This window comes from Larsenimonas rhizosphaerae (assembly GCF_026240105.1).
GTDB lineage: Bacteria > Pseudomonadota > Gammaproteobacteria > Pseudomonadales > Halomonadaceae > Larsenimonas > Larsenimonas rhizosphaerae.
On the sequence record NZ_JAPIVE010000003.1, the window covers coordinates 160,887 to 186,278 of the forward strand.

At 57.6% G+C, this 25,392-nt stretch carries 25 protein-coding genes and 1 tRNA gene; 11 read left to right on the top strand and 15 right to left on the bottom strand.

Translation table 11 applies throughout. The features are described from left to right. Nucleotides 1-23: 23 nt before the first annotated feature. The gene (greB, locus tag OQ287_RS10805; protein WP_250939363.1) at nucleotides 24-563 is read left to right on the top strand and encodes a transcription elongation factor GreB; all 540 of its coding nucleotides are present in this window, start codon (nucleotides 24-26) and stop codon (nucleotides 561-563) included. Between the two features lie 18 nt (nucleotides 564-581). Here the strand turns inward: greB and OQ287_RS10810 are convergent, their stop codons facing one another. Together OQ287_RS10810 and OQ287_RS10815 are read right to left on the bottom strand one after the other, a co-directional pair. Beyond that, nucleotides 582-1,562 carry a class I SAM-dependent methyltransferase gene (locus tag OQ287_RS10810; RefSeq protein WP_265896416.1) on the bottom strand — a complete coding sequence of 327 codons (981 nt, stop codon included), beginning with the start codon at nucleotides 1,560-1,562 and terminating at the stop codon, nucleotides 582-584. Continuing rightward, nucleotides 1,559-2,347, bottom strand: coding sequence for a methyltransferase domain-containing protein (locus OQ287_RS10815; protein ID WP_265896417.1), 789 nt, complete (start codon nucleotides 2,345-2,347; stop codon nucleotides 1,559-1,561). The genes OQ287_RS10810 and OQ287_RS10815 overlap by 4 nt, the downstream gene beginning before the upstream one ends. A gap of 111 nt (nucleotides 2,348-2,458) precedes the next feature. Here OQ287_RS10815 and OQ287_RS10820 point away from each other — a divergent pair. Further along, a tRNA-Arg gene (locus OQ287_RS10820) sits at nucleotides 2,459-2,535 on the top strand. On the opposite strand, the gene OQ287_RS10825 is transcribed toward OQ287_RS10820, so the two are convergent. After that, nucleotides 2,508-2,888 carry a hypothetical protein gene (locus OQ287_RS10825; RefSeq protein WP_265896419.1) on the bottom strand — a complete coding sequence of 127 codons (381 nt, stop codon included), beginning with the start codon at nucleotides 2,886-2,888 and terminating at the stop codon, nucleotides 2,508-2,510. The two genes, OQ287_RS10820 and OQ287_RS10825, sit on opposite strands and share 28 nt — an antisense overlap. A gap of 552 nt (nucleotides 2,889-3,440) precedes the next feature. On the opposite strand from OQ287_RS10825, the gene OQ287_RS10830 reads away from it, so the two are divergent. Continuing rightward, nucleotides 3,441-5,369 (top strand): ATP-binding protein, encoded by a 1,929-nt coding sequence (locus OQ287_RS10830; protein ID WP_265896420.1) that lies wholly within the window; start codon nucleotides 3,441-3,443, stop codon nucleotides 5,367-5,369. 81 nt (nucleotides 5,370-5,450) lie between these two features. Here the strand turns inward: OQ287_RS10830 and OQ287_RS10835 are convergent, their stop codons facing one another. From OQ287_RS10835 to OQ287_RS10845, 3 genes are read right to left on the bottom strand one after another with little or no spacing between them, the layout of a single operon-like run. Continuing rightward, a complete protein-coding gene (locus OQ287_RS10835; RefSeq protein WP_265896421.1) occupies nucleotides 5,451-6,095 on the bottom strand; it encodes an NADAR family protein in 645 nt (214 codons plus the stop codon). Further along, nucleotides 6,079-6,549, bottom strand: coding sequence for a phosphoribosyltransferase-like protein (locus OQ287_RS10840; protein WP_456152073.1), 471 nt, complete (start codon nucleotides 6,547-6,549; stop codon nucleotides 6,079-6,081). Before OQ287_RS10840 ends, OQ287_RS10835 begins: the two co-directional genes overlap by 17 nt. After that, nucleotides 6,468-7,121 carry a phosphoribosyltransferase-like protein gene (locus OQ287_RS10845; protein WP_265896423.1) on the bottom strand — a complete coding sequence of 218 codons (654 nt, stop codon included), beginning with the start codon at nucleotides 7,119-7,121 and terminating at the stop codon, nucleotides 6,468-6,470. Before OQ287_RS10845 ends, OQ287_RS10840 begins: the two co-directional genes overlap by 82 nt. A 500-nt stretch (nucleotides 7,122-7,621) precedes the next feature. Here OQ287_RS10845 and OQ287_RS10850 point away from each other — a divergent pair, with 500 nt between their 5' ends. Further along, nucleotides 7,622-8,227: an HAD family hydrolase gene (locus tag OQ287_RS10850; protein ID WP_265896424.1), complete on the top strand. Its 606-nt coding sequence runs from the start codon at nucleotides 7,622-7,624 to the stop codon at nucleotides 8,225-8,227. 126 nt (nucleotides 8,228-8,353) lie between these two features. Further along, the gene (locus OQ287_RS10855) at nucleotides 8,354-8,884 is read left to right on the top strand and encodes a DUF1176 domain-containing protein (RefSeq protein ID WP_250939339.1); all 531 of its coding nucleotides are present in this window, start codon (nucleotides 8,354-8,356) and stop codon (nucleotides 8,882-8,884) included. 97 nt (nucleotides 8,885-8,981) lie between these two features. On the opposite strand, the gene OQ287_RS10860 is transcribed toward OQ287_RS10855, so the two are convergent. The 5 genes from OQ287_RS10860 to OQ287_RS10880 all read right to left on the bottom strand — a co-directional run bounded on the left by OQ287_RS10860 (nucleotide 8,982) and on the right by OQ287_RS10880 (nucleotide 14,994). Next, nucleotides 8,982-9,293, bottom strand: coding sequence for a DUF6482 family protein (locus tag OQ287_RS10860; protein WP_250939338.1), 312 nt, complete (start codon nucleotides 9,291-9,293; stop codon nucleotides 8,982-8,984). Between the two features lie 175 nt (nucleotides 9,294-9,468). Next, entirely contained in the window at nucleotides 9,469-11,232 is a 1,764-nt protein-coding gene (locus tag OQ287_RS10865; RefSeq protein WP_250939337.1) for a PilZ domain-containing protein, read from the bottom strand. A 190-nt stretch (nucleotides 11,233-11,422) separates the two neighbouring features. Beyond that, nucleotides 11,423-12,829, bottom strand: a complete 1,407-nt coding sequence (locus OQ287_RS10870; protein ID WP_250939336.1) for a Na+/H+ antiporter NhaC family protein — start codon at nucleotides 12,827-12,829, stop codon at nucleotides 11,423-11,425. Between the two features lie 75 nt (nucleotides 12,830-12,904). Further along, the gene (locus tag OQ287_RS10875; protein ID WP_265896425.1) at nucleotides 12,905-14,188 is read right to left on the bottom strand and encodes an NAD(P)/FAD-dependent oxidoreductase; all 1,284 of its coding nucleotides are present in this window, start codon (nucleotides 14,186-14,188) and stop codon (nucleotides 12,905-12,907) included. Beyond that, on the bottom strand, nucleotides 14,185-14,994 hold the full coding sequence (locus OQ287_RS10880; protein ID WP_250939334.1) for an IclR family transcriptional regulator: 810 nt from the start codon (nucleotides 14,992-14,994) through the stop codon (nucleotides 14,185-14,187). Before OQ287_RS10880 ends, OQ287_RS10875 begins: the two co-directional genes overlap by 4 nt. Before the next feature lie 220 nt (nucleotides 14,995-15,214). On the opposite strand from OQ287_RS10880, the gene OQ287_RS10885 reads away from it, so the two are divergent. Continuing rightward, nucleotides 15,215-15,874, top strand: coding sequence for a DUF1007 family protein (locus OQ287_RS10885; protein WP_265896426.1), 660 nt, complete (start codon nucleotides 15,215-15,217; stop codon nucleotides 15,872-15,874). Next, the gene (locus OQ287_RS10890; protein WP_250939332.1) at nucleotides 15,859-16,854 is read left to right on the top strand and encodes a nickel/cobalt transporter; all 996 of its coding nucleotides are present in this window, start codon (nucleotides 15,859-15,861) and stop codon (nucleotides 16,852-16,854) included. The genes OQ287_RS10885 and OQ287_RS10890 overlap by 16 nt, the downstream gene beginning before the upstream one ends. 136 nt (nucleotides 16,855-16,990) lie before the next feature. Here OQ287_RS10890 and OQ287_RS10895 read toward each other — a convergent pair whose 3' ends face one another. From OQ287_RS10895 to OQ287_RS10905, 3 genes are all read right to left on the bottom strand, one after another. Next, nucleotides 16,991-18,682, bottom strand: coding sequence for a BCCT family transporter (locus tag OQ287_RS10895; RefSeq protein ID WP_265896427.1), 1,692 nt, complete (start codon nucleotides 18,680-18,682; stop codon nucleotides 16,991-16,993). 793 nt (nucleotides 18,683-19,475) lie between these two features. After that, on the bottom strand, nucleotides 19,476-19,907 hold the full coding sequence (locus OQ287_RS10900) for a DUF6691 family protein (RefSeq protein ID WP_250939330.1): 432 nt from the start codon (nucleotides 19,905-19,907) through the stop codon (nucleotides 19,476-19,478). Between the two features lie 7 nt (nucleotides 19,908-19,914). After that, complete coding sequence (locus tag OQ287_RS10905; protein WP_265896428.1) at nucleotides 19,915-20,355, bottom strand: YeeE/YedE family protein; 441 nt, start codon at nucleotides 20,353-20,355, stop codon at nucleotides 19,915-19,917. Nucleotides 20,356-20,467: 112 nt separating this feature from the next. Between OQ287_RS10905 and OQ287_RS10910 the strand changes: the two genes are divergently transcribed. The 3 genes from OQ287_RS10910 (at nucleotide 20,468) to OQ287_RS10920 (ending at nucleotide 23,152) form a co-directional block, all read left to right on the top strand. After that, on the top strand, nucleotides 20,468-21,385 hold the full coding sequence (locus OQ287_RS10910) for an AEC family transporter (RefSeq protein WP_265896429.1): 918 nt from the start codon (nucleotides 20,468-20,470) through the stop codon (nucleotides 21,383-21,385). Between the two features lie 92 nt (nucleotides 21,386-21,477). After that, nucleotides 21,478-22,197, top strand: a complete 720-nt coding sequence (locus tag OQ287_RS10915) for a pirin family protein (RefSeq protein ID WP_265896430.1) — start codon at nucleotides 21,478-21,480, stop codon at nucleotides 22,195-22,197. A gap of 61 nt (nucleotides 22,198-22,258) precedes the next feature. Then, nucleotides 22,259-23,152, top strand: coding sequence for a LysR family transcriptional regulator (locus tag OQ287_RS10920; protein WP_250939326.1), 894 nt, complete (start codon nucleotides 22,259-22,261; stop codon nucleotides 23,150-23,152). 37 nt (nucleotides 23,153-23,189) lie between these two features. On the opposite strand, the gene OQ287_RS10925 is transcribed toward OQ287_RS10920, so the two are convergent. Then, the gene (locus OQ287_RS10925; protein WP_265896433.1) at nucleotides 23,190-23,855 is read right to left on the bottom strand and encodes a glutathione S-transferase; all 666 of its coding nucleotides are present in this window, start codon (nucleotides 23,853-23,855) and stop codon (nucleotides 23,190-23,192) included. Between the two features lie 145 nt (nucleotides 23,856-24,000). Here OQ287_RS10925 and glpT point away from each other — a divergent pair, with 145 nt between their 5' ends. Continuing rightward, nucleotides 24,001-25,356: a glycerol-3-phosphate transporter gene (gene glpT, locus OQ287_RS10930; RefSeq protein ID WP_265896434.1), complete on the top strand. Its 1,356-nt coding sequence runs from the start codon at nucleotides 24,001-24,003 to the stop codon at nucleotides 25,354-25,356. Nucleotides 25,357-25,392 lie beyond the last annotated feature (36 nt).

Consider the following 25,392-nt stretch of genomic DNA (forward strand, 5'->3'; position numbering starts at 1 on the left):
TGCAACGACGCGGAGACATACGAATGAAAGGACGCAACATGAGCCGCTGGCGCGACCCGGCCACCGACCCGCGCCAGGAAAAAAAGACCAACCTGATCACCCCCCAGGGCTATGCCCGCATGGAAGGGCTGCTGAACCATCTGGCACGGGAGCGCCGACCGGAACTGTCCCGCAAGACCGGTGAAGCCGCCGCCCAGGGCGACCGCAGTGAAAACGCCGATTACACCTACAACAAGCGGGAACTCAACAAGACCATCTCCCGCATTGCCTACCTGCAAAAGCGCCTCGACGCCCTGACGGTAGTCAGCCGGCGCCCGGATGACACCTCACGGGTCTTCTTCAGTGCCTGGGTGACGCTGGAAGATGATGAAGGAGAGGAAATGACCGTGCGAATTGTCGGCCCCGACGAGACCGACACACGCAAGCACTGGATCAGCATCGATGCACCGCTGGCGCGTGCCCTGCTGGGAAAGGAACTCGATGCCGACATCAACGTGGACGCCCCGGGCGGGTCGACCCACTACATCATTACCGATATCGACTACGACGGCCCCGATGCCTGACATCGGCGCCTGACGGCCTCAGCGCCGCTTCGGGTAGCGGCACTCATATACCTTGAAGCGGCGATTATCCGCGATCACCTCAACCGAGTTGAACGTGCGCGACAGGGCCTCCTGATACGGCAGAAAACTGTTGGCCACCAGATAAAACGCACTTTTCATCTTCAGCATGCCCGCGGCCTGCTCGATCAGCCGCCGGGTCGGCATCAGCGTCACATCGCGCTCTTCATGAAACGGCGGGTTGGTGATAATGGCGTGAAAGCGCCCTTCCACACTTTCCAGCATGTCACTGGCCACCACCCGGCCTTCCACCTCATTGGCTGCCAGCGTCTGTTTCGTGGCCTCCACGGCAAAGTGGCTGACATCACAGGCGGTCACGTTCACGCCCTGCTTCGCGGCAAAGGCAGCAATAATGCCATCGCCACAGCCCACATCCAGCACCTCCCCCTTCAGCTCCGGCAGGTTCTCCAGCAGCAGCGCCGTGCCATCGTCGAGCTTGCCATGGCCGAACACGCCCGGATGGCTCACCAGCGTCAGCCCCAGCGCCTCGAAGCGCGAAAAGGAATCCGGTGCCGGCACCGGCGCTACCGCCATGCTGAAGATGGAACAGCGCCGGGCGTTATCCACTCGCTCACCGACCAGTCCCAGCTCCTCCATCAGTTTCGGCATCCGCTTGATGCCGACCTGATGCTCCCCCACCACATCAAGGGTGGCACCGTCCTTCAGCACCGTGCACAGCGTCTGCAGCCACCAGCGCCCCAGCGCCTGCGCCTTGGGCCAGAACAGCAATGCCCGGTCAAAACCGTACTCCGGCGCCTCAAGCCCTTCAAACACCATCACCCCGCGCTCCCGGTAATGAGTGGCAATGGCATGATCTGCCGTCCAGACGGCCGCCCCGGGGGCCACATCACCGCCTTCCGGCGGCGCCACCCACAGGGCAGCGGCATAGACGGCGCTATCCTGGCGGTCGAGGATCTGAAAAACAGGACGTTCTGCGCTCATGAAGACTCCGGACGGTATAAACAATAATGAAGGTAGCGGCCCAGCCGCCAGTAGGGTTCCTGATCGCCGAACCGGGCCTCCAGCTCGGCCAGCTGCGAAAGCTGCACCTCGCTGGGCGTACGTTCGCGCAGGTAATCATGGAAGACGCGAATGCCCGACACCGCCCGGCACTCAAACCCGGCCGCCTCGGCCCAGCCCAGCACCTGGGCATGGGTCATCGGGGAGATCGGCGTCAGCCGCTTTCTATCCCCTCGGCCTGCCAGGCTGCGCCCATCCACCACGCGTTCAAGGTTGCCCTTGACGATATTGGAAAACCGCAGCGCATCGTGATTGAACACCATCAGCGACAGCCAGCCACCGGGCGCGGTAAGCCCATACAACAACGGCAGCGCCTCCTCCGGGTGGGCCATCCACTCGAGCATGGCATGACACACCACCCGCGGCCAGGGCGCGGCGCTTTCCCGGGCGAAGGTTTGCAGATCCGCCTGCACACACGGCACCGACGCCCCCAGCACCTCGCGGGCGCGGACCAGCATCTCGGCAGACGGTTCCACCAGCGTCGGGCACAGCCCCTCATGGCGCGCCCACTCGCTCATCTGCCCCAGCCCGCCCCCGATATCCAGCAGCGCCGTGCCCACCGGCAGCGGAATGTGCGCCCGGATATGGCGCTGCACCAGCGAGAGCCGAAGCTGCCCGCGAGACGCGCCATACATGCTGTTGGCAAATTTCTCGGCCAGACCATCGAAATGACGATCATTGCCCGGTGTGTACGCCTCAGCACCCATGGTTACTCACCGCGATTGGAAAAAGAGGCCGCATTGTAGGCCCGGCGAACAACGAACTCCACCCTGCGGGTTTTACATCCCCGCTCAAGTGCTTATAATGACGCCCGCTTCGCCCCCATAGCTCAGCTGGATAGAGCGTCCCCCTCCTAAGGGGAAGGTCTCAGGTTCGAATCCTGATGGGGGCGCCAGCACATCCTTGAAGCCCTCGTTTCTCCTGCGGGTTCGGCGCCTCCTCATCGGTCAGCTCGACATAACGCGAAATCCCCCCACCGCTTGCGCCGGGTAACCAGCCCCAGTCAAACGTCAACGTCGTTCGCCAGGCCAGATCAACGCCCGCAACTCCCCGAGACCAGCCCGAAAGAAGCTCACCCTCGGTGGTGACGCAGTGATAAAGAAGCTCAAATGTATCAACACCGGTTACCCGACCGACAAGATGGCCTGTTTGAATTGGCCCACCCTGATACGTGCCCGTAATGCGCCCCTCTACGACGTGATAATCAAAAACGGTATCCCGGCTTGATCGCCCGTGCGCGTTAGTCATGGCCACAAACCGGCGATCTTCAAGAAGATCTCGCACCCTGCAAACATCGTGTTTCACAGGATTAACCTCCCCATGTGATGGCCAGGCTGGCTTCGGCATCAATAAAGCATAAACACACCCCAACTTCGTAAAAGAAAACGACCACATGCCGCGCCTTGAACGCGATTTTTTCATGATCGCCCCCCTACCCACCTCATATTCAGCCACCCACGCGCCCCACCGGCGATACCTCATCACAGCCGACAGACCACCCTGGCGTCTTATGAATGATTGAGGACAACCTTATTTTAGATATAACTTAAAGATGAGCACCGAATGGCCGATGGAGGGCAGAAGCGCGTGTGATACGGGCGCAAGTTTGCAAGGAATCGCAAGCGAATCGGCACCCCAAAACTGCCCCGCGCCCCAGCAGTGGCGAGGCTCGGGGCCGGGTGCATAGGCGCAAGGAAACCGACCCATTTAGCGCGCAGGCAGGGCGGGGAGTCGACAGCGCATCTAGTAGTTAAGCATACTGCTCATAGATAGGGTCGATAAATTAAAAATGGAGCAAACATGAAACAGGCCCCTTTGTTCGATCAAAGATTTCTTAGCAGCTATGCAGGGACTATAGTTTCTGACCCTATGACAGCTATCGTTGAATTAGTAGCAAACTGCTGGGATGCATACGCTACTGATGTAGATATAACCCTTCCCGACAAAAAGAATAATCAACATTTTAAAATAGCCGATAATGGCAAAGGAATGACTAAAGAGGAATTTGAGAAAATCTGGAGGACTTGGTCATATAACCGCATTATAGCTCAGGGTAAAACAACATCACCTCCGGAGAGCTTTGAAGGCTCGCCTAGGAAAGTTTTTGGAAAAAATGGCAAAGGTCGTTTCGCCTCTTTTTGCTTTGCTCACGAATATCTGATCACCTCAAGAAAAAATGGGCAAGAGTTCGTTTGCAAGGTTAGCCAAACTTCGGACAACCCTTTAGTTTTAACAGAGTTATCCTTTAAAGACTCAGGGGTGACCGGACATGGTACTGAAATAGAAAGTTGTGGCGAGATACTTTCTTCAAATCTTCCAGAAATTAAAGCCAGAGAAATCATTGGCAGTCGCTTTCTTGCCAATCCGGATTTCAAGGTGAAATTAGGAGATAAACAGGTTAGTTTTAACGATATACCTGAATATTTATCTAAACATGAGATTGAGATCGATGAGCTGGGAAAAGCTAGCATCTTGCACATCGATCTGCAAAAAGCGGATAGAACGATTAAACATCATGGTATTGCTTGGTGGGTACAGGATAGAGCTGTAGGGCAATGCAGTTGGAGTCCTAGCGATTACGATAGAGTTTTAGACGGCAGGACTTCAGAAGCAAAGAGATACACCTTTATTGTTCAAGCTGATTTTCTTAACGATTACAATGCCGTACAAGAGGATTGGAGCGGTTTCAAGGAAAAAAACGATGCTTGGGAAAAAACCAGAAGGGTCGTTCAAGATAAAATACGTAATATCATTTACGATGCCGGCGAAAACAAAAGAGAAAATACTAGGAAAGCTGTTGCTGAAAGAGTAGGAAATAGAATAAATAGCTTGTCCTACCTTAGCAAAGAACGTGTTTCAGATTTTGTAAATGAAATAGTTGAAACTTGCCCGAACTTCGGCGAAAACGAGATTGTTCAACTAGCAACAATTTTAGTCAAGCTGGAAAAATCAAAATCAAAATATGGTCTTTTGGAAGTGCTACATAACTGCGACCCTGCTGACTATGATGCATTGAATGATATTCTGACTCAATGGAGTGTAGGCACGGCTAAAATTGTTTTAGATGAAATTCAGGGTAGATTAAAGTTAATCGATGAGCTTCGAAAAAAACTTGAGCTGGTTAAGGTCGATGAAGTCCATGAACTTCAGCCTCTATTTGAACGTGGCTTATGGATGTTCGGAGCACAATTTGAGTCCATCGATTTCACTTCTAACGTAGGCATGACCAAAGTTATAAAGAAGATATTTAAGGACGCTTCTGGGGTAGGTAGTAGAAAAAGGCCAGATTTTGTTGCGCTTATTGACGCTAGTATAGGTTTTTACGGCAGGCCGTCTTATGATGAAAATCATGATGAAGATGGTGTTGACCACCTAGTTATAATTGACTTGAAAACAACAGGCTTGCAATTAGGTAGTAAAGAAAAAGATCAAGTTTGGAAATACATAAAAGAGCTTCGCGGGCAAGGTTATATAAAAAAACATACTAAAGTCGATGGATTTGTATTAGGTGATAAGATTGAAGATGGGGAGAATGAAGTCACGAGGCATGGTGAAGAAGTCAAAATCTACCCTATGTTATATAACACCATTTTAAACCGAGCAGAAAAACGTCTTTTAAATCTTCACAACCGTGTAAAAGAAGCACCTTTCCTTATGGAAGGACAAGAGGACTTTCAAAAATTCCTAGTTCCTCTGGATGTAAAGCAAACAGAATTACAAACACAATAATTTTATATGAAAAAACTATCACTACGATTTTAACCCCCACTAAATGTAGTGGGGATTAAATAACCTTTACCTCCACCAAAACTAAAAAAGATTTTTTTGCCTATTTTCAAGCTTGTGACTTTTAATTATTCCGATGGGCTGATCTAACAATGAAAAATCAGGGATATTAAGTGGGCGAACCGTATAAAGCATATTTTCTGTATCCTTTTTTATTTTTTCACGCAATTCCATTAGAAGCCTACCTAAAACATTTTGCCCAACCAGTACGTTGCCAACATCATCAACTAACTTGGCGCCCCAGTAATCATCCTTACGTGACTGCTCAACTATTGGACGATTACCAGTTGCAAGCAATAGCCCCCCAAACTCTTCATAATTTTGTGCAAGTTTTACGCGAAGACACCAACGCATAACCTTAAATCGAACAGAGTTCCAGTCTGGCCTTGAAAAGGCTTGGTACGGCTTACTTATTTTTTTAGAAATCATAGGGTTATATTGGCCAATAATTTCTTGCTGAATTTTGGGCATATGGGGAAAACGGCAAGCTTGATAAAGAGCTTCTGTAGTCAAAACACAAATATCATTGATATTTAAAGGGTATCCTGAAGCCATATTTGACAAGCCACCAAATGCCTCTTTGGTCTTGTAAACAACGACAACCTCATTACGCACATATTTGCGCATCAGACCGTTTTTAAGTAAATTCAGATCAGAGTTCAAAGTCATTAAAAATGTTCCTCGCAGAGGAATATCCTTCTCGCATTAAAAGCGGATACCAGTGCAAAGCGCCCATTGTTACTTCCGGATCCCCCCACCACATTGCAAGCGGACAGTTATTTGGACAATTACGATATGTAAAAATCATCGAACCGAACCCTAGACCAAAGTTGCTAAAACCTAGAGGGCGCATGAAAGAATTTCGATTTTCTATTTTCGCTATAATTTTAGCACCAGCGATAAAAAACTCGCTTTCTAAAACTTGACGACCTGCTTCTGACGAAAAAGGGAAAACGGTATTTTTGATAGGGTTTCTAGGTTCAAAGGGGAATCTCGACGGAATATCCATGTACTCTTGGACTTCGGCCACATCTGGCACCATTATCGGCCAAAGTACTTCTGAAGTATTTTTTTTCCATTTCCGATTTTCAATCGATAAAGCACGCCAATAAGAGATATCGATTTTTTTCCTGACTTAACAATTGCTTTTTTAAGCCTTTTATTTGATAAGAACCATCCGCCAGAGGAGTGTATAGCTGCTACGATGACATGGATTTTAGCTGATTGAGGCGCATTATGAATGATCCATGCATTAAGATCTTGACCTACACGACCACCACTGAATATCACATCATCAAGATAAATGAAGTCACCTCCCTGGGTACCACAGGTATCCATATTGAGACCGCATTCATCCTCAAGGCATTTCGCAAAGAGCTTGAGCATTTCCTTTTGACTCTGCCCTTTTTGCTGAATTTTTAAGAAATTCGCTGACGCCCAATATTCCCTAGGATTTCCTCCAGCTAAGTTTTTGTTACCAACAAGATTCCGCAAGAATTCTTGAACATTTTCCTTAGTGAAAAATGTCTGCTTAATGACGTGATTAAACTCACGCAAGAATGGTAGCTGATTAGCAGGAGTGAATTGATTAAGCCAACACTCTACATGCTCTGGCGTTGGTTCTACAAGGTCTTCTTCTCGGTATGTTTTGATTTCATTTGCAACAGAGACAAGTAGATTTTCGCGTTCATCCATCTATTACTCTCCTATCCAAAAACAGACAATCAGCAAAAATGTTACTTATAATTTATTAATGTAACATTTAAAGCCTGCATAAATACAACCTGATTGTGCGTTTGGAAGGCATATGGTTCAGTCAATTGTAAGCTAATGAGTGATCACCCTCACCGCTATCGCATGACTGAGAATGCTCAATTTCAAATGAGAATGGCATAACGTATGGTATATTTTTAAATGAAAAAAACTTTTTATTCAAAAAAATCAATACTATAATTCTTATATAGAATCCTGATGGATACCGACCTTTTCACCCCCTCCATCGATACCCATTCCCCGTCGTCCCCTGATATCAAAGCCCCCCTGAATCACCGCGCCCTCTGCCAGCCCACCGGTTCAGGGAGGCCATACGTCGGCCTGGTACCCGCATCGCTCCTCGACGTTTTACATGGCAAAAACCTGCCAACCGGGCCGAAGCGTGCCACCATGAACCTCTCTACTTTCACCATCGGTGTCTCATGACCATCGCATCACTGACGCAGTGTCGGCATTGGGTATTTGATATGGACGGTACGCTCACCGTGGGCGTGCATGATTTTCAGTTCATTCGGCGCGCACTGGATATTCCCCCGGACAGCGATATTCTCGATCACCTGGAGGCACTGCCCGATGAGCAGCGCCGGGCCAGCCATGCCTGGTTGATGGCGCATGAACGCGAGCTGGCCAGGCGTGCCTCGCTGGCCCCCGGTGCCGAGGCACTGATCCGGGAGCTTCATGGCCGAGGGGACAGGCTGGGCATTCTGACCCGCAATGCCCGGGAGCTGGCCCATATCACCCTTGAGGTCATTGGTCTGGCAGACTGTTTTGCCCGTGAAGAGGTGCTGGGGCGGGAGGATGCTTCGCCCAAGCCCCACCCCGGGGGGCTTGAGCACTTCATCACACGCTGGAACGTGACGCCCTCGAGCGTGGTCATGGTGGGCGACAGCCCGCTGGATATGCAGTGCGGACGCGCCGCCGGTGCCCGAACGGTACTGGTCAATGCACCGGATACCCCCTGCCCCGAGGCCACGGATCATCACCTTGAGGATTGTCATGCGCTGAAGGCGGCGCTGGCGGTGGGATAGGCGATAGCGCCCCGCTTCTGTGCTCACCCTGTGGGTGCTGCACCCGCAAAGGCTCATGCGGAAATGAGCGAATGCGCCTGGGGCTCTTTACAAGGCCACTGAATCAACGTGAATACCGGAGGCATCATGAAGGTGTGCAAGGAAAGGACTGTACTGATGGCGGCGCTGACCCTGGCGTGCTGCGCTCAGGCATCCGCCAGCGATCATCTACCCGCGCAGGTACGCGCCGAGGTGGACGCGCAGTGCGTGGTAAGCGATGCCAGCCGCGGTCAGGCGCCTGAGCAGTTTCCGGCCGGCCAGGACGGGACACTCTGGCTGGTGCCCTGTCATATCGGGGCGTATCAAACCGGGTACCAGGCGGTTTATCAGTCAGACGATGGTGCGTCCCGCAAGCTGCTTTTTGCCAAATGGGAAGACCGGAGCTGGACAGGGAGCGACGCCCTGTTCGATCCGAACTTCGACCCGGACACGGGCATACTGTCGGATCAGTACAAGGACCGAGGTGCCGGGGGCTGTGGCGGCGAACGCACCTGGCGGTGGGAATCACACACGTTCAAGCTGATCACCTACCGCGCCCGCAGTTGCAGTGATGATCCATCCCGTTATCCGCTGGTGTTCGAGGCCAGGCAGGATGACGCCCATACCGCGGGGCACTGAATGCTTCTCCCGAACGGGCGGCAGGCCGGATAGCCTCGTCTGCCATGGCATAAAAAAAGCCACGGAAAACGTGGCTTTTGTCATTGCGGTACGGCGATCAGGCCCCGGAGTCCAGCGTCATGGGGGATTTATGCACTTCGTTGCTGGAGGGCTGACCGATCATCTCGTCATAGGCGGTGCGCTGCACCAGGTAAAACGGCAGTGATTCAAGGCCGCCGGCATCACGCAGCAGTTGCTTGGCCTCACTGACCGAGGCAGGGTTCAGTGCGCCGCCGGAGGCCTTCTCGAGTACAACTTCTTCGCCACCATGCACTGCCTTGAACAGGAAGATATCGCCTTCCATTGATTCCAGCTGCAGCTCGTCAATATCGCCATTACGTGCCCGCCGTACAAAATCATCAAATGTCATATCAAGCATCCATGGTCAGGGATCATCTGCTCGCAGATCCATCTGCGAGCCTGCCTGACAAGGATAGCCAATCCGCCTGATACTTGCCTGTTGTCGGGTATCGCCCCCCGCCCTGTTCGGTTTCAGAGGGGGCAAGCGCCCGGTTTCCGCGCGGCGCATTGCGCGAAACATGCCGTCAGCAGGGCATCAGGTCGTAATCCTTCGGGCGCACCGTGCCGGTAATTTCCCCCATCTGATCAAAATCCACGCGGGAAAGAATCATGCTGAGGTTGCCTTCCGAGTCATTGAGATTTCGCACGACGCGCACCCGGACAGGATCCCCCCGGGCATCGACACTCATGACCCAGCCCAGATACCCCCGCGAGAAATACACCAGACTGCCAATCGGGGTCACTCCGTGGCGCTGCACGTACTGTACGATCCAGTCGCGGTCGTATTCCTCCGGCAGGCTGTACATGTCGCGGTAGGCTTCAAGAGGCAGCATGCCCGTCTTGCCGGGATTGCTGGGCCACATGGCGCCGTTGAGGCGGCGAATCACCGAAAACATCTGGGCAATACGGGCAATCTGATCCATGCCCCAGGGCGGCGCGCCGATCGTCATGAACGGGTCCGTGCGGCTTTCCCGCATGAAGCGGTGAATCATGTGCCCTTCCAGCCATTCTTCCCTCGCCAGCCGCGCCAGCAGCACTTCCCGATGGCGTGACAGATGCCGCTTCTGACTCGGGGTCAGCTGTACCGACAGGGAAGGCATGGATTCGTTGACCATCATCGGCTTGCCGATGTTGTGCAACAGCGCACAGAAGATGGCATCACGCACATAAGGCAGGAAGGAGGGTATCGAGAGCAGCATGTCACCCAGCTGAATGGCGGAACGCAGCGCCAGTTGCAGCAGCGGGGGTTCATCCGTCAAACAGCCGGACGCATACAGGCACTGCTGACGCTTGCGCTGCAGCATGTGAATGATGGTTTCCACGCAGTCGTACAGGATAACGCGCGGCAGCTCCTCATCGTTGCGCAGGGCAATCAGGGTGCCATGAAGGCGCCGGGCAATTTCGCGCATGGCCCGAATCAGCGGTACGGATTCCGGCTCATCGACCGTGACCTCCTCCTGGGGAGCTACCGCGCCCGAGGGGCGTGTAAATATCGGCGAATGGTGCGCGGCCCGGGTTTCCAGGCCAATCCGGCAGGCCAGCTCGCTTTCCATTTCATTCAGGAAGTAGCGTATCCGGCGTACGGTATCGTTATCCGGCGTCGTGAACTCAAGGCCCACGGTGGCAAAGTGCGTACGCCCGGCCGGGCGCAGGTGGCTGACGCGCGCGCCCACGGTAAAGCCCTCCCCGTTGGGGAAGACGATATTCACCTGATGCATCAGCCGGTCGGTCTCGAAAAGGCCCGAATGCTGCAGGGGTACCTCGATCATGCAGCCCCCGCGGGAGAGATTGCACAGGCTGGCCCTGAACGGTTCGGAATTTTTATAAATCGTCATCCAGGCATGGGCATACAGCCCCTGGATAAAGGGAATACGGATCTCGCCACGCCGGGTGGCGCTGAAAAAGGAGTGCGGCATCGTACACAGGATGCCGGTCCGGCCATTGACGTGGCGCAGCTCAAGCGGCTGGATTTCGTCAAAGTCCAGGTATTCTGCAGCCGGCAGGCCGGAGACGGTCTGCTTGACCTCAAGCGAGAGGCAGCCCTTGAGCAACCGGCTTTTACTCATGACCAGCTCTTCGGCCAGCTCGATCAGAAAGGCATGCTGCTGCCGATCCACCCGAGTAATCCGCCCGACCAGAGGTGTCTTGAGGGCATCGAGCACCACGGATACCTCGCGCCCCTTCCTTGCCAGAAGGTCCAGCTTGTCCGCGACGTGATCCAGGTTCTTTTCCGCAGCAGGTGGGCTGGAGGCGGTTGTATCGCCATCGCCTGAAAGGAATTTATGCATTGCGTCACGTCCCATGCCGTGTCTTTGCGTGCGCTATCTCAAGCCGTCCGAACGGGCTGTCTGTCGTTCACCACGCTTCTGACCACAAGGAGTGCAGGCCGTTTTTATCGATATACCTTCTGTTTTTTTCGGACAGACGAAGAATTTCTTTAACGGAAGGCGGCATGCATCACCGCCTCCCGGCCCGGCTCTAAAGCGTCAGACCCAGCCCCAGATACACCACCAGCGTGACGCTTGCGACGCCCAGCGCAAAGGGAATCTGCGTCTTGACGTGATCGATGTGATCGCATGCAGAACCGGTCGAGGCCAGCACCGTGGTGTCCGATAACGGCGAGCAATGATCCCCGAACACTCCCCCACCGGCCACGGCAGCTACAGTGGCATACACCAGCGGTGTCAGGGTATCGCCGGTCAGGGTGAAGGCCACCGGCACCGACAGCGGCATCATGATGGCAAACGTGCCCCAGGAAGAGCCTGTGGAAAAGGAGATCAGCGCCGCGACCAGAAAGGTAATGGCGGGCAGTAGCTGCGGCGTCAGCCAGCCACGGGTGATGTCGATGATATAACCGGCCGTGCCCATGTCCTTCGAAAGCTGATTCAGGGAATAGGCCAGCGCCAGAATCACGATGGCCGGCATGACGCCCTTCATGCCCGAAAGCGCCGTCGAAATGATGTCATTCAGCGCAATGCCCTGCAGACGCATGATAACGCCAAGCACCACGGCCGCAGCCAGAAAGGCTTCCATGGTTTTGGCCGACCCCATCACGATGAAGGTACCGATCGCGACACTGATGACAATCAGTACCGGCAGAACGAAGTTGAGCCACAGACTGGTTTTGATGCCCTCGAAGGGCTGAAGGTCTGTCAGCTCCGCGCCCAGCAGGGGCTGCGCCCCATCGCGGGAAACCTTGCCCTCGGTTCTGGCGCGGTGCTCGGCCCGCCCCATGGCGCCGATGCTGGGCACCCAGCCGATGATCACCAGCCCCACGGTCAGCACCGACAGCCAGGCATAGATATTGAAGGGAATGGCCTGCACGAACACGCTGATCGCTTCCGGGGCAGTCTCGATCGGCCCCATGCCGATCAGCAACCCGGAAATGAAGACGGCCCAGCCGGTAATCGGCACCAGCACACTCACCGGTGCCGAGGTAGAGTCGGCGATATAGGCCAGCCGCTCGCGGGATACCTTGTAGCGGTCGGTCAGTCCACGCACGGTCGACCCCACAAACAGCGGGCTGAAGTAGTCACTGAAGAACACGAACATCCCCATGACCCAGGCCACCAGTTGCACCTTGACCCGGCTGAGGGCGCGCTGCTCGACGAAGCGGGTGAAGTTGGCAATCGCCCCGGTCCGCTGGAAAAAGGCAATGACCGTACCGATGAACAGCTCAAGCAGCAGTATCCAGGAAAATTCCGTGGTGCCCAGCGTGGTTTTAAGCAGCGTGGGAAAGCCCATCAGCCCCTGCCCCATCGACAGCACCCCGACGAAACAGGCAATGGCGAGGGCAAATATCGTATTGCGCGTTATAAAGGCAAGCACGATGGCCAGGGTGGCCGGCAGAAGGGACAGCAGCCCGTAGTGTGTTTGAGGGTCCATGAAGCGTCCTTGTGGTTGTTGTAAGCCTCGGGATGAGTGGTGTGCGTGGCCAGGCCACGCGGGGTAAATCGCGGATCAGGCCTCGTGGCGCCCTTTGTAGCGCTCCTTCAGGCTGATGGCTTCAAAGCCAAGCCGGCGAAGCGGTGCCGGCGGCATCCATGACGGTGTGCCGAACAGACCATGAATATCCGCACACGGAACATCCAGCGCCTGGTGGGCCAGTGCCTCACCCAGCAGGGTGCCCTTCACGATGCCCCCGCCATTGCAGCCGGCAGAGACATGAAGCCCGGGGGCAATCGCTCCCCACAGCGGTGCGCCGTTGTAGGTCAGGCCGGTGGTACCGCCCCAGACCGTATCAAACGGGGTATCCCCCAGTGCTGGAAAGCGGGCGGTCAGCCGAGCGTGCAGTTGCGCGGCGATGCGGGCGTTGTCCTGCTCGCGCTCCAGACTGTAGAAAGAACGAATCATCATCCGGTGGTCTGCCGTCGTACGCAGGGTGCAGCCCAGCCGGTGGGCCGGCAGCAGCCCCCACTCATGGCCGCCGGTTTGGTCACGCAGCGCGTCGGCCAGCGGTGGCGTCAACGCTGCATAGGTATAGATGGTGGCCAGCCGGGAGCCATCTGCGCCCAGCGCACGGGAAAAGGCGTTATTGGCCAGCACCACATGTGGGGACGTGAGCTCGCCCTCGGGCGTCTGTACGCGCCAGTGCCCCCCATCCCGCTCGACGGTGCGCGCGGGCGTATGCTCGAAACAGGTAATGCCCGCCGGCAGGGCATCCACCAGCCCACGAATCAGGGCCGCCGGCTGAACGAGCCAGCAGTCCGGGGAATACAGGCCTTTTGCGTAATACGTCGTGCCGAGGCGCTCCGTCAGCGCCCCCTGTTCCAGGGATTCAAAGGCAAGGCCGGAGGCCGTCAGAAACCGGCGATAGGCCTCGATCGAGGCCAGTCCTTTCGGCCCCCGGGCGGCGCGATAGGTGCCGGTACGGGCCAGTCCGCACTCGATACCGTGATCCGCGACGGCCTGGCGCAGGCTGTCCATCGCCTGACGGCTCAGATCGTTCATGCGGCGCATGCCGGCCAGTGCCGAATCGTTCACATCGTTGGCCAGCGCGATCTCCAGCATGAATCCGGAATTCCGGCCCGGGCTGCCGTCTCCCACCGCCTCGGCATCCAGCATCACTACCCGCGCATCCGGCCGGAGTGCCTGCCAGGCACGGGCACACGCCACACCGGTATAGCCTGCACCAATGATCACCACCTCGGCACGGTGGCTGCCCTTCAGGGGAGGATGCGGCGTGCGTTCAGGCAACTGGCTCTGCCAGCCGCTCGGGCGCTGGTGCAATGGAAAGGGCCTCATGACACTGGCTCCAGCAGGCCGTGAATCTGCTGCGCCATTCGGCCTGCAGCGTCCTGCAATGCCAGGATGACCTCTGCTTCGCGAGCCTCACTCAGCTGTGACTTGAGCATGGAGCAACTCAGCGCGGTCGGACTGCGCCCGGAAGGGTCCGCGATGGTGACGGCAACGCCTGCAAACTCCGGCAGACTGGCGCCTTCAACGCCCCGGGTGAACCCGGCATGATGAACGTCGGCCACTGCCTGCTCGATACGCGAGATGTCGATGTGATATTCGCCGCAAAGACGGGCCTGATGCTGTTTGAGCACCAGCGCCCGTGCGGCAGGGTCCAGGGTGCTCAACAGGGCCACGGAGGCCTGCCCCGCCCCCAGTGGTACCCGTCCACCCATGGTGCCTGCAAAACTGCCCACGGCGCAGGCGCCGTTTTGCACATCGAGGCAGACCGCATGGGCCCCATCCAGGGCGAAAAGATAAAAGCTGCCACCAAACTGCTGTGCCAGTGAGAAGAGATGTGGCCGGGCCAGCTCACGAAGGTTGCCGCCATTGCCGGCTTCAGCCCCCAGCGCGAGCAGCTCGTAGCCCAGCAGGTAACGATGGCGCACCGGCGAATGCCTCAGAAAGCCCTCTTCGCGCAACCCCTTGAGCAGCCGGTACACGGTTGGCCGGCTCAGCTCCGTGCCTTCGAGGTAATCCTCGATACCGGCACCACGGACGCCGCAACGGGAGGTCACCCGCAACAGGGCAATGACATGGCGCAGGGTCGAGGGCAGCGCACTATCGGCGCGAATGGCAGAGGTTGGCACGGTCATGGCTCCCACCGGATCGAATCAGCGATTTCAAATCCAGTATAAGGAGACACTTGCCGCAATGCGTCTCGCAGGGCGAGACAATGAAGATCAATCGCCTGTCACCCGGCCCGGCAACAGGACTCGGCTCCGACCCGCGCCGGGATACGTCACGGCGTGTCTTGCCAGTACGGAAGGCCGAGCGGTACATTTCAATTCACGTTCGCCCTGCCGTGGAGTGCCCTTGAACACTATTGTCTGGTTTCTGGTAGTCACACTCAGTGCCGTACTGCCGGTGCTGATGCCCGCAACGGCTCAGGCTCACCCGCATGGCTGGGTGGATTATCAGGTCACGGTGGAGTTTGACGACCACCAGCGTGCCACCGCGCTGAAACAGGTCTGGGTACTGGACCCGATGTACAGCCTGACACTGCTGGAAGAGCTGTCCCGCGAGGAGCACATCACCATGGGCCAGGCCATGGACAAGCTGGGGAGCGACATTACCGCCAACCTTGAGCGGCAGCATTATCTTACTCATGTCTACCAGGGCGGCAGGGAGCTGGCCGTGGGGCCCATCACTGCCTACGCAACGACCCTTCGCGGCAAGCGCGTTCAATACACCTTCACACTGCCGCTGAAAACACCAGTGAAGGCGGATCATCAGCCCCTTCGATGGAAGGTCTACGACGATACCTACTACATCGAATTTCTTTATGACAAAAAAGCCAAGGCGCCCATCACGCTGACCAATCCGCCTGAAGGCTGCAGCACAACCATTGCCCATGCCACCGCCGCGCCCGGGCTGGTGGAAGAACTGTCCGCGATCGACATCAACGGCGAGGCGCCCGCGGGGATCGGCGAGCGTCTGGCGGATACGGGGATACTTGAATGTCCAGGCGCCTGATCCCGATCGCGGTTACCGTACTCGCCGTATTACTGGCAGTGGGACTCTCCCTGTATTCCGGTACGGATTCAGCCCTTGCCGATCTGACACAACAGGTACGGGAATGGCAGCACCACTTTCAGCGCAACCTGTCACTGGGCATGGTGAATTACGATCAACAGGAAGGCCCGCAAACAGCAGCGCTACTGATGCTTCTGGGGTTCGGATATGGCGTATTTCACGCCCTGGGCCCGGGCCATGGCAAGGCGGTCATTACCACGTACCTGCTCACTCACCCCACCGCGCTGCGCCGAGGACTTTGGCTTTCCAGTGCCGCTGCCCTGCTACAGGGCGTGGTAGCCATTGCGCTCACCGGCCTGCTCGTGGGCGTGCTGGGCTGGCTGACCCGCGACAGCATGGCCGGCACGGTCTATCTGGAACAGGCCAGTTTCGGGCTGGTTGCCCTGCTCGGGGGCTGGCTGGTGTATAACGCTGCCCACAAGATACGCGCAGCATGGCCCGCCGCACCATCCCGGGCGCCATTGATGCAGTATCAGCCGACTGCGCGCCCCCTCATATCAAGAGGGCCGGCAGCGTCTCCAACGGATTGCGGGTGCGGGAAGACACATCACATTGACCCGGTGGCTGCCGGTACTGGCTGGCGAAGTCAGCTTGTGGCGGTATTCGCCATCGGGCTGCGCCCATGCAGTGGTGCCATCATGCTGCTGGGGGTTTCAGCCATGCTGGGGCACTGGTGGCCCGGCGTGCTCGCCGTACTGGCCATGTCGGCAGGAACAGCCCTGACCACTGCCAGCCTGGCGAGCCTTGCCGTCATGGCCCGTGGTCATGTTCAACGCCTGTTCAAGGCGGTGTCCTCCCCCTGGCCGGGTCTGGCCGGTCACACGGCAGCACTCGCCGGCGGCCTTGTTATCCTGATGCTGGGCATTGCATTGATGATCTCCGGGGTGGACGGTGCGCCGTCATCGCGCGGCCCTCTGTAATGTCTTCCACTACCGGGCAAGCCGTCTGCAGGCCGTCGAAGTAGCCGATCCCTGCCCCACCCTGTTGTATCGACATTGTTGTACCGACATGAAAAAAGCCGGCGCAAGCGCCGGCTTTCATTACTGCTGACCAATATCAGGCCTTGGCCTTCTTGCTGGGTCGAGGCTCTGACATAAGCCCCTTCACGAGCGCGTAACACCCGACCAGCAGCACGATGGTAAAGGGCAGTCCCGTCGATACGGCAGCGGCCTGAAGCGCGCCAAGCCCTCCCCCCAGCAACAGTGCTATGGCAATGGCCCCCTCGATCAGACACCAGAACACACGCTGCGTGGTCGGTGCATCGACCTTGCCACCGGCAGTGATGGAGTCGATTACCAGTGACCCGGAGTCCGAGGAAGTAACAAAGAACACGATGACCAGAATGATGCCCAGAACCGAAGTAATGGTGGCCAGCGGCATCTGTCCCAGCATGGCAAAGAGCTTCAGCTCCAGTGCAGCGTCCTGGACGCCCTGGAAGCCTGACGCGATCTGCTGATGAATGGCGGTTTCACCAAAGGCCGTCATCCACAGTACAGAGACCAGTGTCGGCACCAGCAGGACGGACAGCAGGAACTCGCGAACCGTACGACCGCGGCTGACCCGCGCGATGAACATGCCCACGAACGGAGACCAGGAAATCCACCATGCCCAGTAGAACGCAGTCCAGCCCTGGCTGAAGTTGGCGTCTTCACGGCCGAACGGCATCGACAGCGCCGGCAGGTAGTGCAGATAGGAGCCAATATTGGTAAAGAAGTCGGTGGCGATCATCATCGTCGGGCCAACCACAATGATGAAGCCCAGCAACAGGAACGCCATTACCATGTTGATCATCGACAGCCGTTGAACACCCTTGTCCAGACCGGACAGTACGGAAACCAGAGCCACGATGGTGATGGCAACGATCAACAGCGTCATGGTGACGTTGGTGTTGGGAATACCGAACAGGTAGTGCAGTCCGGCCGAAGCCTGAGAAGCACCTAGCCCCAGAGAGGTAGCCAGACCAAAGAGCGTCGAAAAGACCGCCAGAATATCGATGCAGTGACCCGGCCAGCCCCAGACGCGCTCGCCCAGAATCGGATAGAACACGGAACGGATGGTCAGCGGAAGGCCCTTGTTGTAGGCAAAGATGGCCAGCGCCAGACCGACGAGGCTGTAGGCAGCCCACGGGTGAAGACCCCAGTGAAAGATGGTAGCCGCCATCCCCAGTGACATTGCACCGGCTTCATTACCGGCAGCGCCATTCAGGGGCGCCCAGTCGGTACGCACACCGTCCGGCCCGGTAGTGGTGCCTGCCAGCGAGGTGCCGAAGTGCGTCATCGGCTCGGCAACGCCGTAGAACACAAGACCGATCCCCATGCCGGCAGCAAACAGCATCGCGAACCAGCCGAAATACGTGTAATCCGGCTTGGCACCCGGCCCGCCGATACGTACCCGGCCCAGCGGAGAAAAGATAAGCCCCAGACAGACCAGCACGAAAATGTTGGCGCCACTCAGAAAGACCCAGGTGAGATTGCCGGTCAGCCAGTCACGCACGCCATTGAAGATCGGTTCAACCTGGTTCTGCAGGGCGAGGGTGAGGAAAACAAAGACCAGTATCACCAGCGCCGAGATGGTAAACACCTTGCCGTGAAGGTCCAGATCAAGGCCCATGGCGCGGGTCGAAATATTGTCCTGACCGATCACGTAATCCGTGTCAATCAGAGCCGTGGGGCCGTCGGGTCGACGGATTCCCTCGCCTGCCGGCTTATCGCCGTCAGAAGGGTTTTTCGGTTCCTGTGGTTTTGTCATACAGTTTTAGCCTTTGTTGTAAATTTTATGACATCGACACTCTATCGCTTCTTTAAACACATTCGGCGGCATACGAAGGCTGATACACCCACCTGATGTGCAGACCGGAACCTGTCCGTTACCCCGGCTCCGCGTCGAAATGATCAGGACTCCTCCTTGTTGTGATAAATGGCACAGCATCGCTGCTCGATGGCTCCACCGGCACGGGGTCACTATCACTGATTATCGTATTCATTTCGAAAACATTGATACTGATGTACCGGGACGATGGCCGGGCCAGCGATTGCCGGCGGCATGAACACACCATGATGCATGACACAGGCAATTGCATCGAACGGTGATGGCGCCGGCATCACGCGTTGTCGTCACGGGCTTCGTCGACGTTGGACCACAGCGTGATAATAACGTCAAGTTTCGAGAGTAACACCTTGTTATTTCAGATCATCCTCAGGCAAAGCGCCTGATGACACCCCCGGTATTGCGCCGTATGCGCCCTTCTCTTGCCATGAAACACGCCGCCGGTCCTTTTCTCGAATTGAATGATGCTTTAAATACAGTGACTTGAATTGAGGCCGGAGGGTCGGTCAACGCTACTGGAGCAGACCTTGTTCACGTGTCAGGACAGTAATATACCTTGGTCATACCCGTCGCAAACCGATATGTGACCGCCGCAGGCAATGCACGAGGGAGAGTACGCCAGGCCGTGTAACGAACGCCTGCAAGGTTCGAGGCCGGGTCAACCACTTCACCGCGGCGTGCCTGAAAGGGAGAGAGGCGACGCCGCAGCAGTCTTTCAGGGCCGGGAGGGCTTGCGCCGGGTCAGGCACCAGCCGAGCACCATGAACGCCAGCATCAGCCAGACAGACATGTACCCCCCGCCCATGGAAGCCATCGCAGAGCCCGGCACATACCCCACCATTCCGCAGCCCACGCCGAACAGGGCAGCGCCGCCGATCAGACGACGATCGATCCCCGTCAACGCAGGCAACTGGAACCGGGAGGTCAGCAGCGGGCCATCCTGTCGCCAGACCAGCCGATACCCGATGAAGGTAGTCAGTACTGCACTGCCGAACACCACCAGCAACGTCGGATCCCAGCGGCCGGCCACATCCAGAAAGGCCAGCACGCGGCGCGGGTCAGTCATGCCGCTGAGGGCCAGCCCCATGCTGAACAGCAACCCGGCAATCAGGCCCGCCAGCGGTTTCATGATCAGTTTGTTGAACATGGATACCTCACAAGTGATAGATGGCGAGCACGGTCAGCATGGCCGCGGCAAGAAACACGGCCATCGCCACCAGCGAGCGCAAGGACAGCCGTGCCAGCCCGCAGACACCGTGTCCGCTGGTACAGCCACTGCCAATACCGGTGCCCAGCCCGATCAGCAGACCGCCAATGGCCATGGTGGAAGGCCCGGTTACCGGGCTGCCCAGCAGCCCGCGTGCACCGCTGACCAGATTACCGTTGACGCCCAGCACGGCGAGAATCACCGGACCGCCGATCAGGCCCAGAACAAAGGCCATGCGCCAGTAAACATCCCGACTGCCCGAGTCCAGAAACAGACCGGCGACGATGTCACTGATTCCGGCAATGCGGCCCAGCGATGACATCAGCCAGACCGCCGCAAGGCCGATCAGCACGCCGCCGACCAGGCCCGGAAAAAGAGAGGAGATCATGAAAGGGTTCCTTGCATTTCAAACCTGATGCTTTTGTGTGATAACAGCATAAAGTGTCGGGGCAGGCAGTGATATGCCATCCCGGCGGTTATACAGGCTGGTGGAGCACCTCATGTTTGATTTTTTAACGGCATTATGGCCGCTGTTTGCGCTGATTGTGGCCGGGGCCGTCATGAAGGCTTGCCGGTTTCCCGATGATGGCTTCTGGGCCGGTGCAGACAGCCTGAACTATCGCGTTCTGTTTCCCGCCCTGTTGTTTGCCAATCTATCGACCGCCCCGTTTGGCGATCCCGCCCTGCCTCGCCTGCTCGCGGCTGTAGTGCTGACGCTGGGGGTCGGCACGGCCGGGCTTTGGATCGCACGCCGCCAGCAGGGCTGGAAGGCAGCGCGCTTTGGTGTCTGGGTGCAGGGCTGTCTGCGGTTCAATACCTATCTGGGCCTGGCTACCGTAGGCAGCCTGTACGGTCAGGAAGGGCTCCGGCTGGCGGCCGTGGTCCTCGGCGTACTGGTGCCGTTGGTCAATATTCTGTCGGTCGTGGCCCTGTCCATGGACAACTCGCTGAGCCTTCGCCGCCTGATGCGCCCGCTGCTGACCAACCCGTTGATTCTGGCCTGCCTGGCTGGCGCACTGGTCAACTTTTCAGGGATCGAACTGCGCTTCGGGGCGGACAGGCTGGTATCGCTGACAGCCGCAGCCAGCCTGCCACTGGGGCTATTATGCGTCGGCGCGGCGCTCAGACCCCGGGAACTGACCCATGAACTGGCCCCCCTGTGCGCCAACAGTGCACTGCGCCTTCTGCTGTTTCCCACATTAGCGTTTCTGGCTGCCTGGCTTGTCCATCTTCCGCTGATGGAATGCACTATTGTCGTGCTCTTTTTCGCCCTGCCCACCGCCGCCACGGCCTACGCCCTGACCCGCACCATGAACGGGGACAGTCAGCTGATGGCTGGCCTGATCACCCTGCAGACCCTGCTGAGCGCCGCCAGTCTGCCGCTGGTGCTGTCGCTGGTGGGCCTATTGTCAACCTGATCGAGACAGTATGACCGCTTACACCCTGTTTATCCCGTCGAGGCCAGCGCGCAGAATGGTGTCTTCCTTACCTGTCATTCAGGGAGTACCTCATGCTGACCCATCGCAAGGCCGATGAGCGCGGTCACGCCGACCATGGCTGGCTGAACTCGTATCACACCTTCTCCTTTGCCGGTTACGTTGACCCGAACGAGCGTGGCTTCTCCGACCTGCTGGTCATCAATGATGATCGTGTAGAGGCCGGCAAGGGGTTTGGCACCCACCCTCACCGGGACATGGAAATCTTTTCATGGGTGCTGAACGGCGAACTGGAGCACCAGGATACCCTGGGCAATGGTGCGGTCATTCGACCGGGAGACCTGCAGCTGATGAGTGCGGGCACCGGCGTGGCCCACAGTGAGTACAATCCGTCCTCTCGAAACGGCGTGCATTTCCTGCAGGTCTGGATCACGCCGAACCGCATCGGCCAGCCCCCTCGCTATCAGCAGGAATACTTCAGCCCTGAGAAGCGTCGCGGCCGGTTGCAGTTGATTCTCTCGCCGGAAGGCGAGGCCCCTGCCCTGGCCATTCGCCAGGACGTGCGGGTGTATGCCGGGCTGTTTGATGGCAGTGAACAGGCCACGTTGACCCTGGCACCCCACCGTTATGCCTATGTCCATGTCGCCCGTGGACGCATCACCCTGAATGGACTGGCGCTCGGGGAAGGTGACGGGGTACGCGTTCGCGAGGAGCAGGTTCTTTCACTGGAAAACGGCCATAATGCTGAAGTGCTGGTCTTTGACCTGCGTCCCAACGAGCTGCCCGGCATGTGATCGTGCGTGTCATTGCCGCTCCGGTGCAGCACTCACCCGGTTGAGCCACTCGGGAGCCTGCATGACACTGGATGACCTTCGCCTGTTTGTCGCCACGATCGAAGAAGGCAGCTTTACCCGCGCCGCCGAACGTGAAGGCGTATCGAAACAATACATCAGCCGGCGCACCATCGCGCTGGAGGATGCTCTGGGCGTGCGGCTGCTGAACCGCACAACCCGCCAGCTGACACCGACCGAACTGGGCCTGACCCTGCTTGATCGCGCTCGCCGTATTCTGGCTGACGTGGATGATACCTTTGACGCCGTGGCCGGTCAGGGCGCGCTGGCACGCGGCGTTCTTCGCATCAGCGCCCCCATGACCTTTGGCACCCTGCACCTGGGTTCACTGCTGACCGGTTTCATGCAGCAGCACCCCTTGATCACCATCGAGCTGGATCTGAACGACCGGCTGGTGGATATCGTTGCCGAAGGCTACGACATGGCCATCCGCATCGGCGAGCTGGCAGACTCCAGTCATATTGCTCGACGGCTGGCCACCATGCAGCTGATCACCTGCGCCAGCCCCGACTACCTGGCACGCCATGGTCAGCCGGACACGCCGGATGATCTGGCAGATCATGCCTGTTTGCTGTACGGCCATCAGCGTCAGATAGAGTGGACATTTGAACAGCACGGTCGTCGCGTGCACCAGCGGGTAACCGGGCCACTGCGCACCAATAACGGTGAAATCGTACTGGAAGCCGCTCGGGCCGGACTGGGTATTGCTCATCTGCCGACCTTCATTACCCGCCATGCACTGGACACCGGCGAGCTGTGTCAGGTATTGACGCCATGGCAGCCCCGGGCCAGTGCCCTTCATGCGCTTTACCCCCGCCACCGCCAGTCGGCGCGGGCAGTGCAGGCACTGGCGGATTACCTGCAGGACGCCCTTGCCGACAGCCCTGCCTCGCAGTAATGCGCCAACCGCAAACGGTTCCACCCTGAAGGCCCCTTCAGTAGGCGAAGGGGCCACCCTTTTCGACGGCGCGCTGCCAGGCCGGCCGGCTACGCAGCCAGGTAATCCATTGCGATAATGCCGGGCGCCCGCTGATACCGATTCGCGACGCCGCCGCCAGGACCGGAAAGCTCATCTGAATATCCGCCACACTCAAGCGGTTACCCGCAAAATAACCGGTCGTGGCCAGGCTTCTTTCCCAGAAATCCAGGTGGTTTTGAATATCCGGCTTCAGATAGGTCCGCGTGATGCCATCCGCCAGCATTTTCCCGGCCGGGCGCAGTATCAGCGGTACCGGCTTTTTATCCAGGCGGGAAAAGATCAGTGTCATGACCAGCGGCGGCATGGCCGAGCCTTCGGCGTAGTGCAGCCAGTAACGGCAATCGCGAAAGGCGCTTGTCCCCGGGGCCGGCGTCAGGGTGTGGCCGGTGTCATAACGTTCCGTCAGATACTCGATGATCGGACCTGATTCGGCGATGATGTCATCTCCGTCTTCAACGATCGGTGACTTGCCGAGCGGGTGAACCTGCCTGAGCGTATCAGGGGCGCGCATGGTCACGGGATCCCGCTGATATACCACCAGCTCGTAATCGAGCTCCAGCTCTTCCAGTAGCCACAACACGCGTTGGGAACGCGAGTTTTCAAGATGGTGAACCTTGATCATGTCTCTTCTCCGATCAGACCTGCCAATGCGTCATTAATGTTCGCTTGTACAGTACATACGAAAGTGCAGCAGCGCACATTGCTCGAATATGACATTTTAATGACACCTGCCGTGTTCGAAATCGAAAACGCCAGGCCTCCCCACGTTGACGAACCATCTGCCCACCGAGGTGTCTGTGCTGTCATTTTTCAAATCCGGGGCAGCAGCCCCTCGTCTGCCTGAGGACAGGATAGACCCGGTCTATCGTCGTCTGCGATGGCAGATTTTTGCCGGTATCTTTTTTGGCTATGCCGGGTATTACCTGGTTCGCAAGAATTTCACCCTGGCGATCCCGCATCTGGTGGAAGAGGGCTATTCCCGAGGCGACCTCGGGGTGGCCCTTGCAGGGGTGTCCATTGCCTATGGCGTCTCCAAGTTCCTGATGGGGGCCGTGTCCGACCGCTGCAATCCACGCATCTTCCTGCCGACCGGTCTGATACTGTCGGCCGTGATCATGCTGCTGTTCGGATTTACCGACTGGGCAACCTCCAGTATCGCCATCATGTTTGTCCTGCTGTTTCTCAATGGCTGGGTGCAGGGCATGGGCTGGCCGCCCTGCGGGCGCACCATGGTTCACTGGTGGTCGCAGCATGAACGCGGACGCATCGTATCGACCTGGAACATCGCCCATAACGTCGGGGGCGGTTTGATCGGCCCGCTGTTCATCCTTGGCATGGCCTGGTACAACGACTGGCACTCGGCCTTTTACATGCCGGCCATGGTGGCACTGGGCGTGGCGGTGTTTGCCTTTCTGACCATGCGTGATACGCCACAGACCTGCGGCCTGCCGCCGATCGAGCAGTACAAGAACGATTACCCCGACGGGTACGACGAATCCCATGAGCGGGAATTTTCGACCCGCGATATTTTCGTCAAGCATATCCTGAACAATCGCCTGCTGTGGTACATCGCGCTGGCCAATGTCTTTGTCTATCTGCTGCGGTATGGCATCCTGGACTGGGCACCGACCTACCTGCAGGAGGTGAAGCACTTCACGGTCGACAAGTCATCCTGGGCCTATTTTCTTTACGAGTGGGCCGGCATTCCCGGTACTCTGCTGTGCGGCTGGATGTCGGACAAGCTGTTCAAGGGGAATCGGGCTGCCACCGGGATTTTCTTCATGATACTGGTCACGGTGTTTACCGCCCTTTACTGGCTGACACCGCCAGGCCACGCCATTCTGGATATGTTCTGCCTGATCGCGATCGGCTTTTTGATCTACGGTCCGGTCATGCTGATCGGGCTGCACGCCCTTGAACTGGTGCCGAAGAAGGCTGCCGGCACGGCGGCCGGGTTTACGGGCCTGTTCGGGTATCTGGGTGGGTCTGTCGCGGCCAGTGCCATGGTGGGTTATACCGTGGATGCCTACGGCTGGGATGGCGGCTTCATGCTGCTTCTGGGGGCATGCGTGCTGTCCATTGTGCTGCTGGCAATGACCGTTCGCCATGGCCGACGTACCTGAGTCACCTGCCCTCGCTGCCAGCCAGCGGGGGCACCT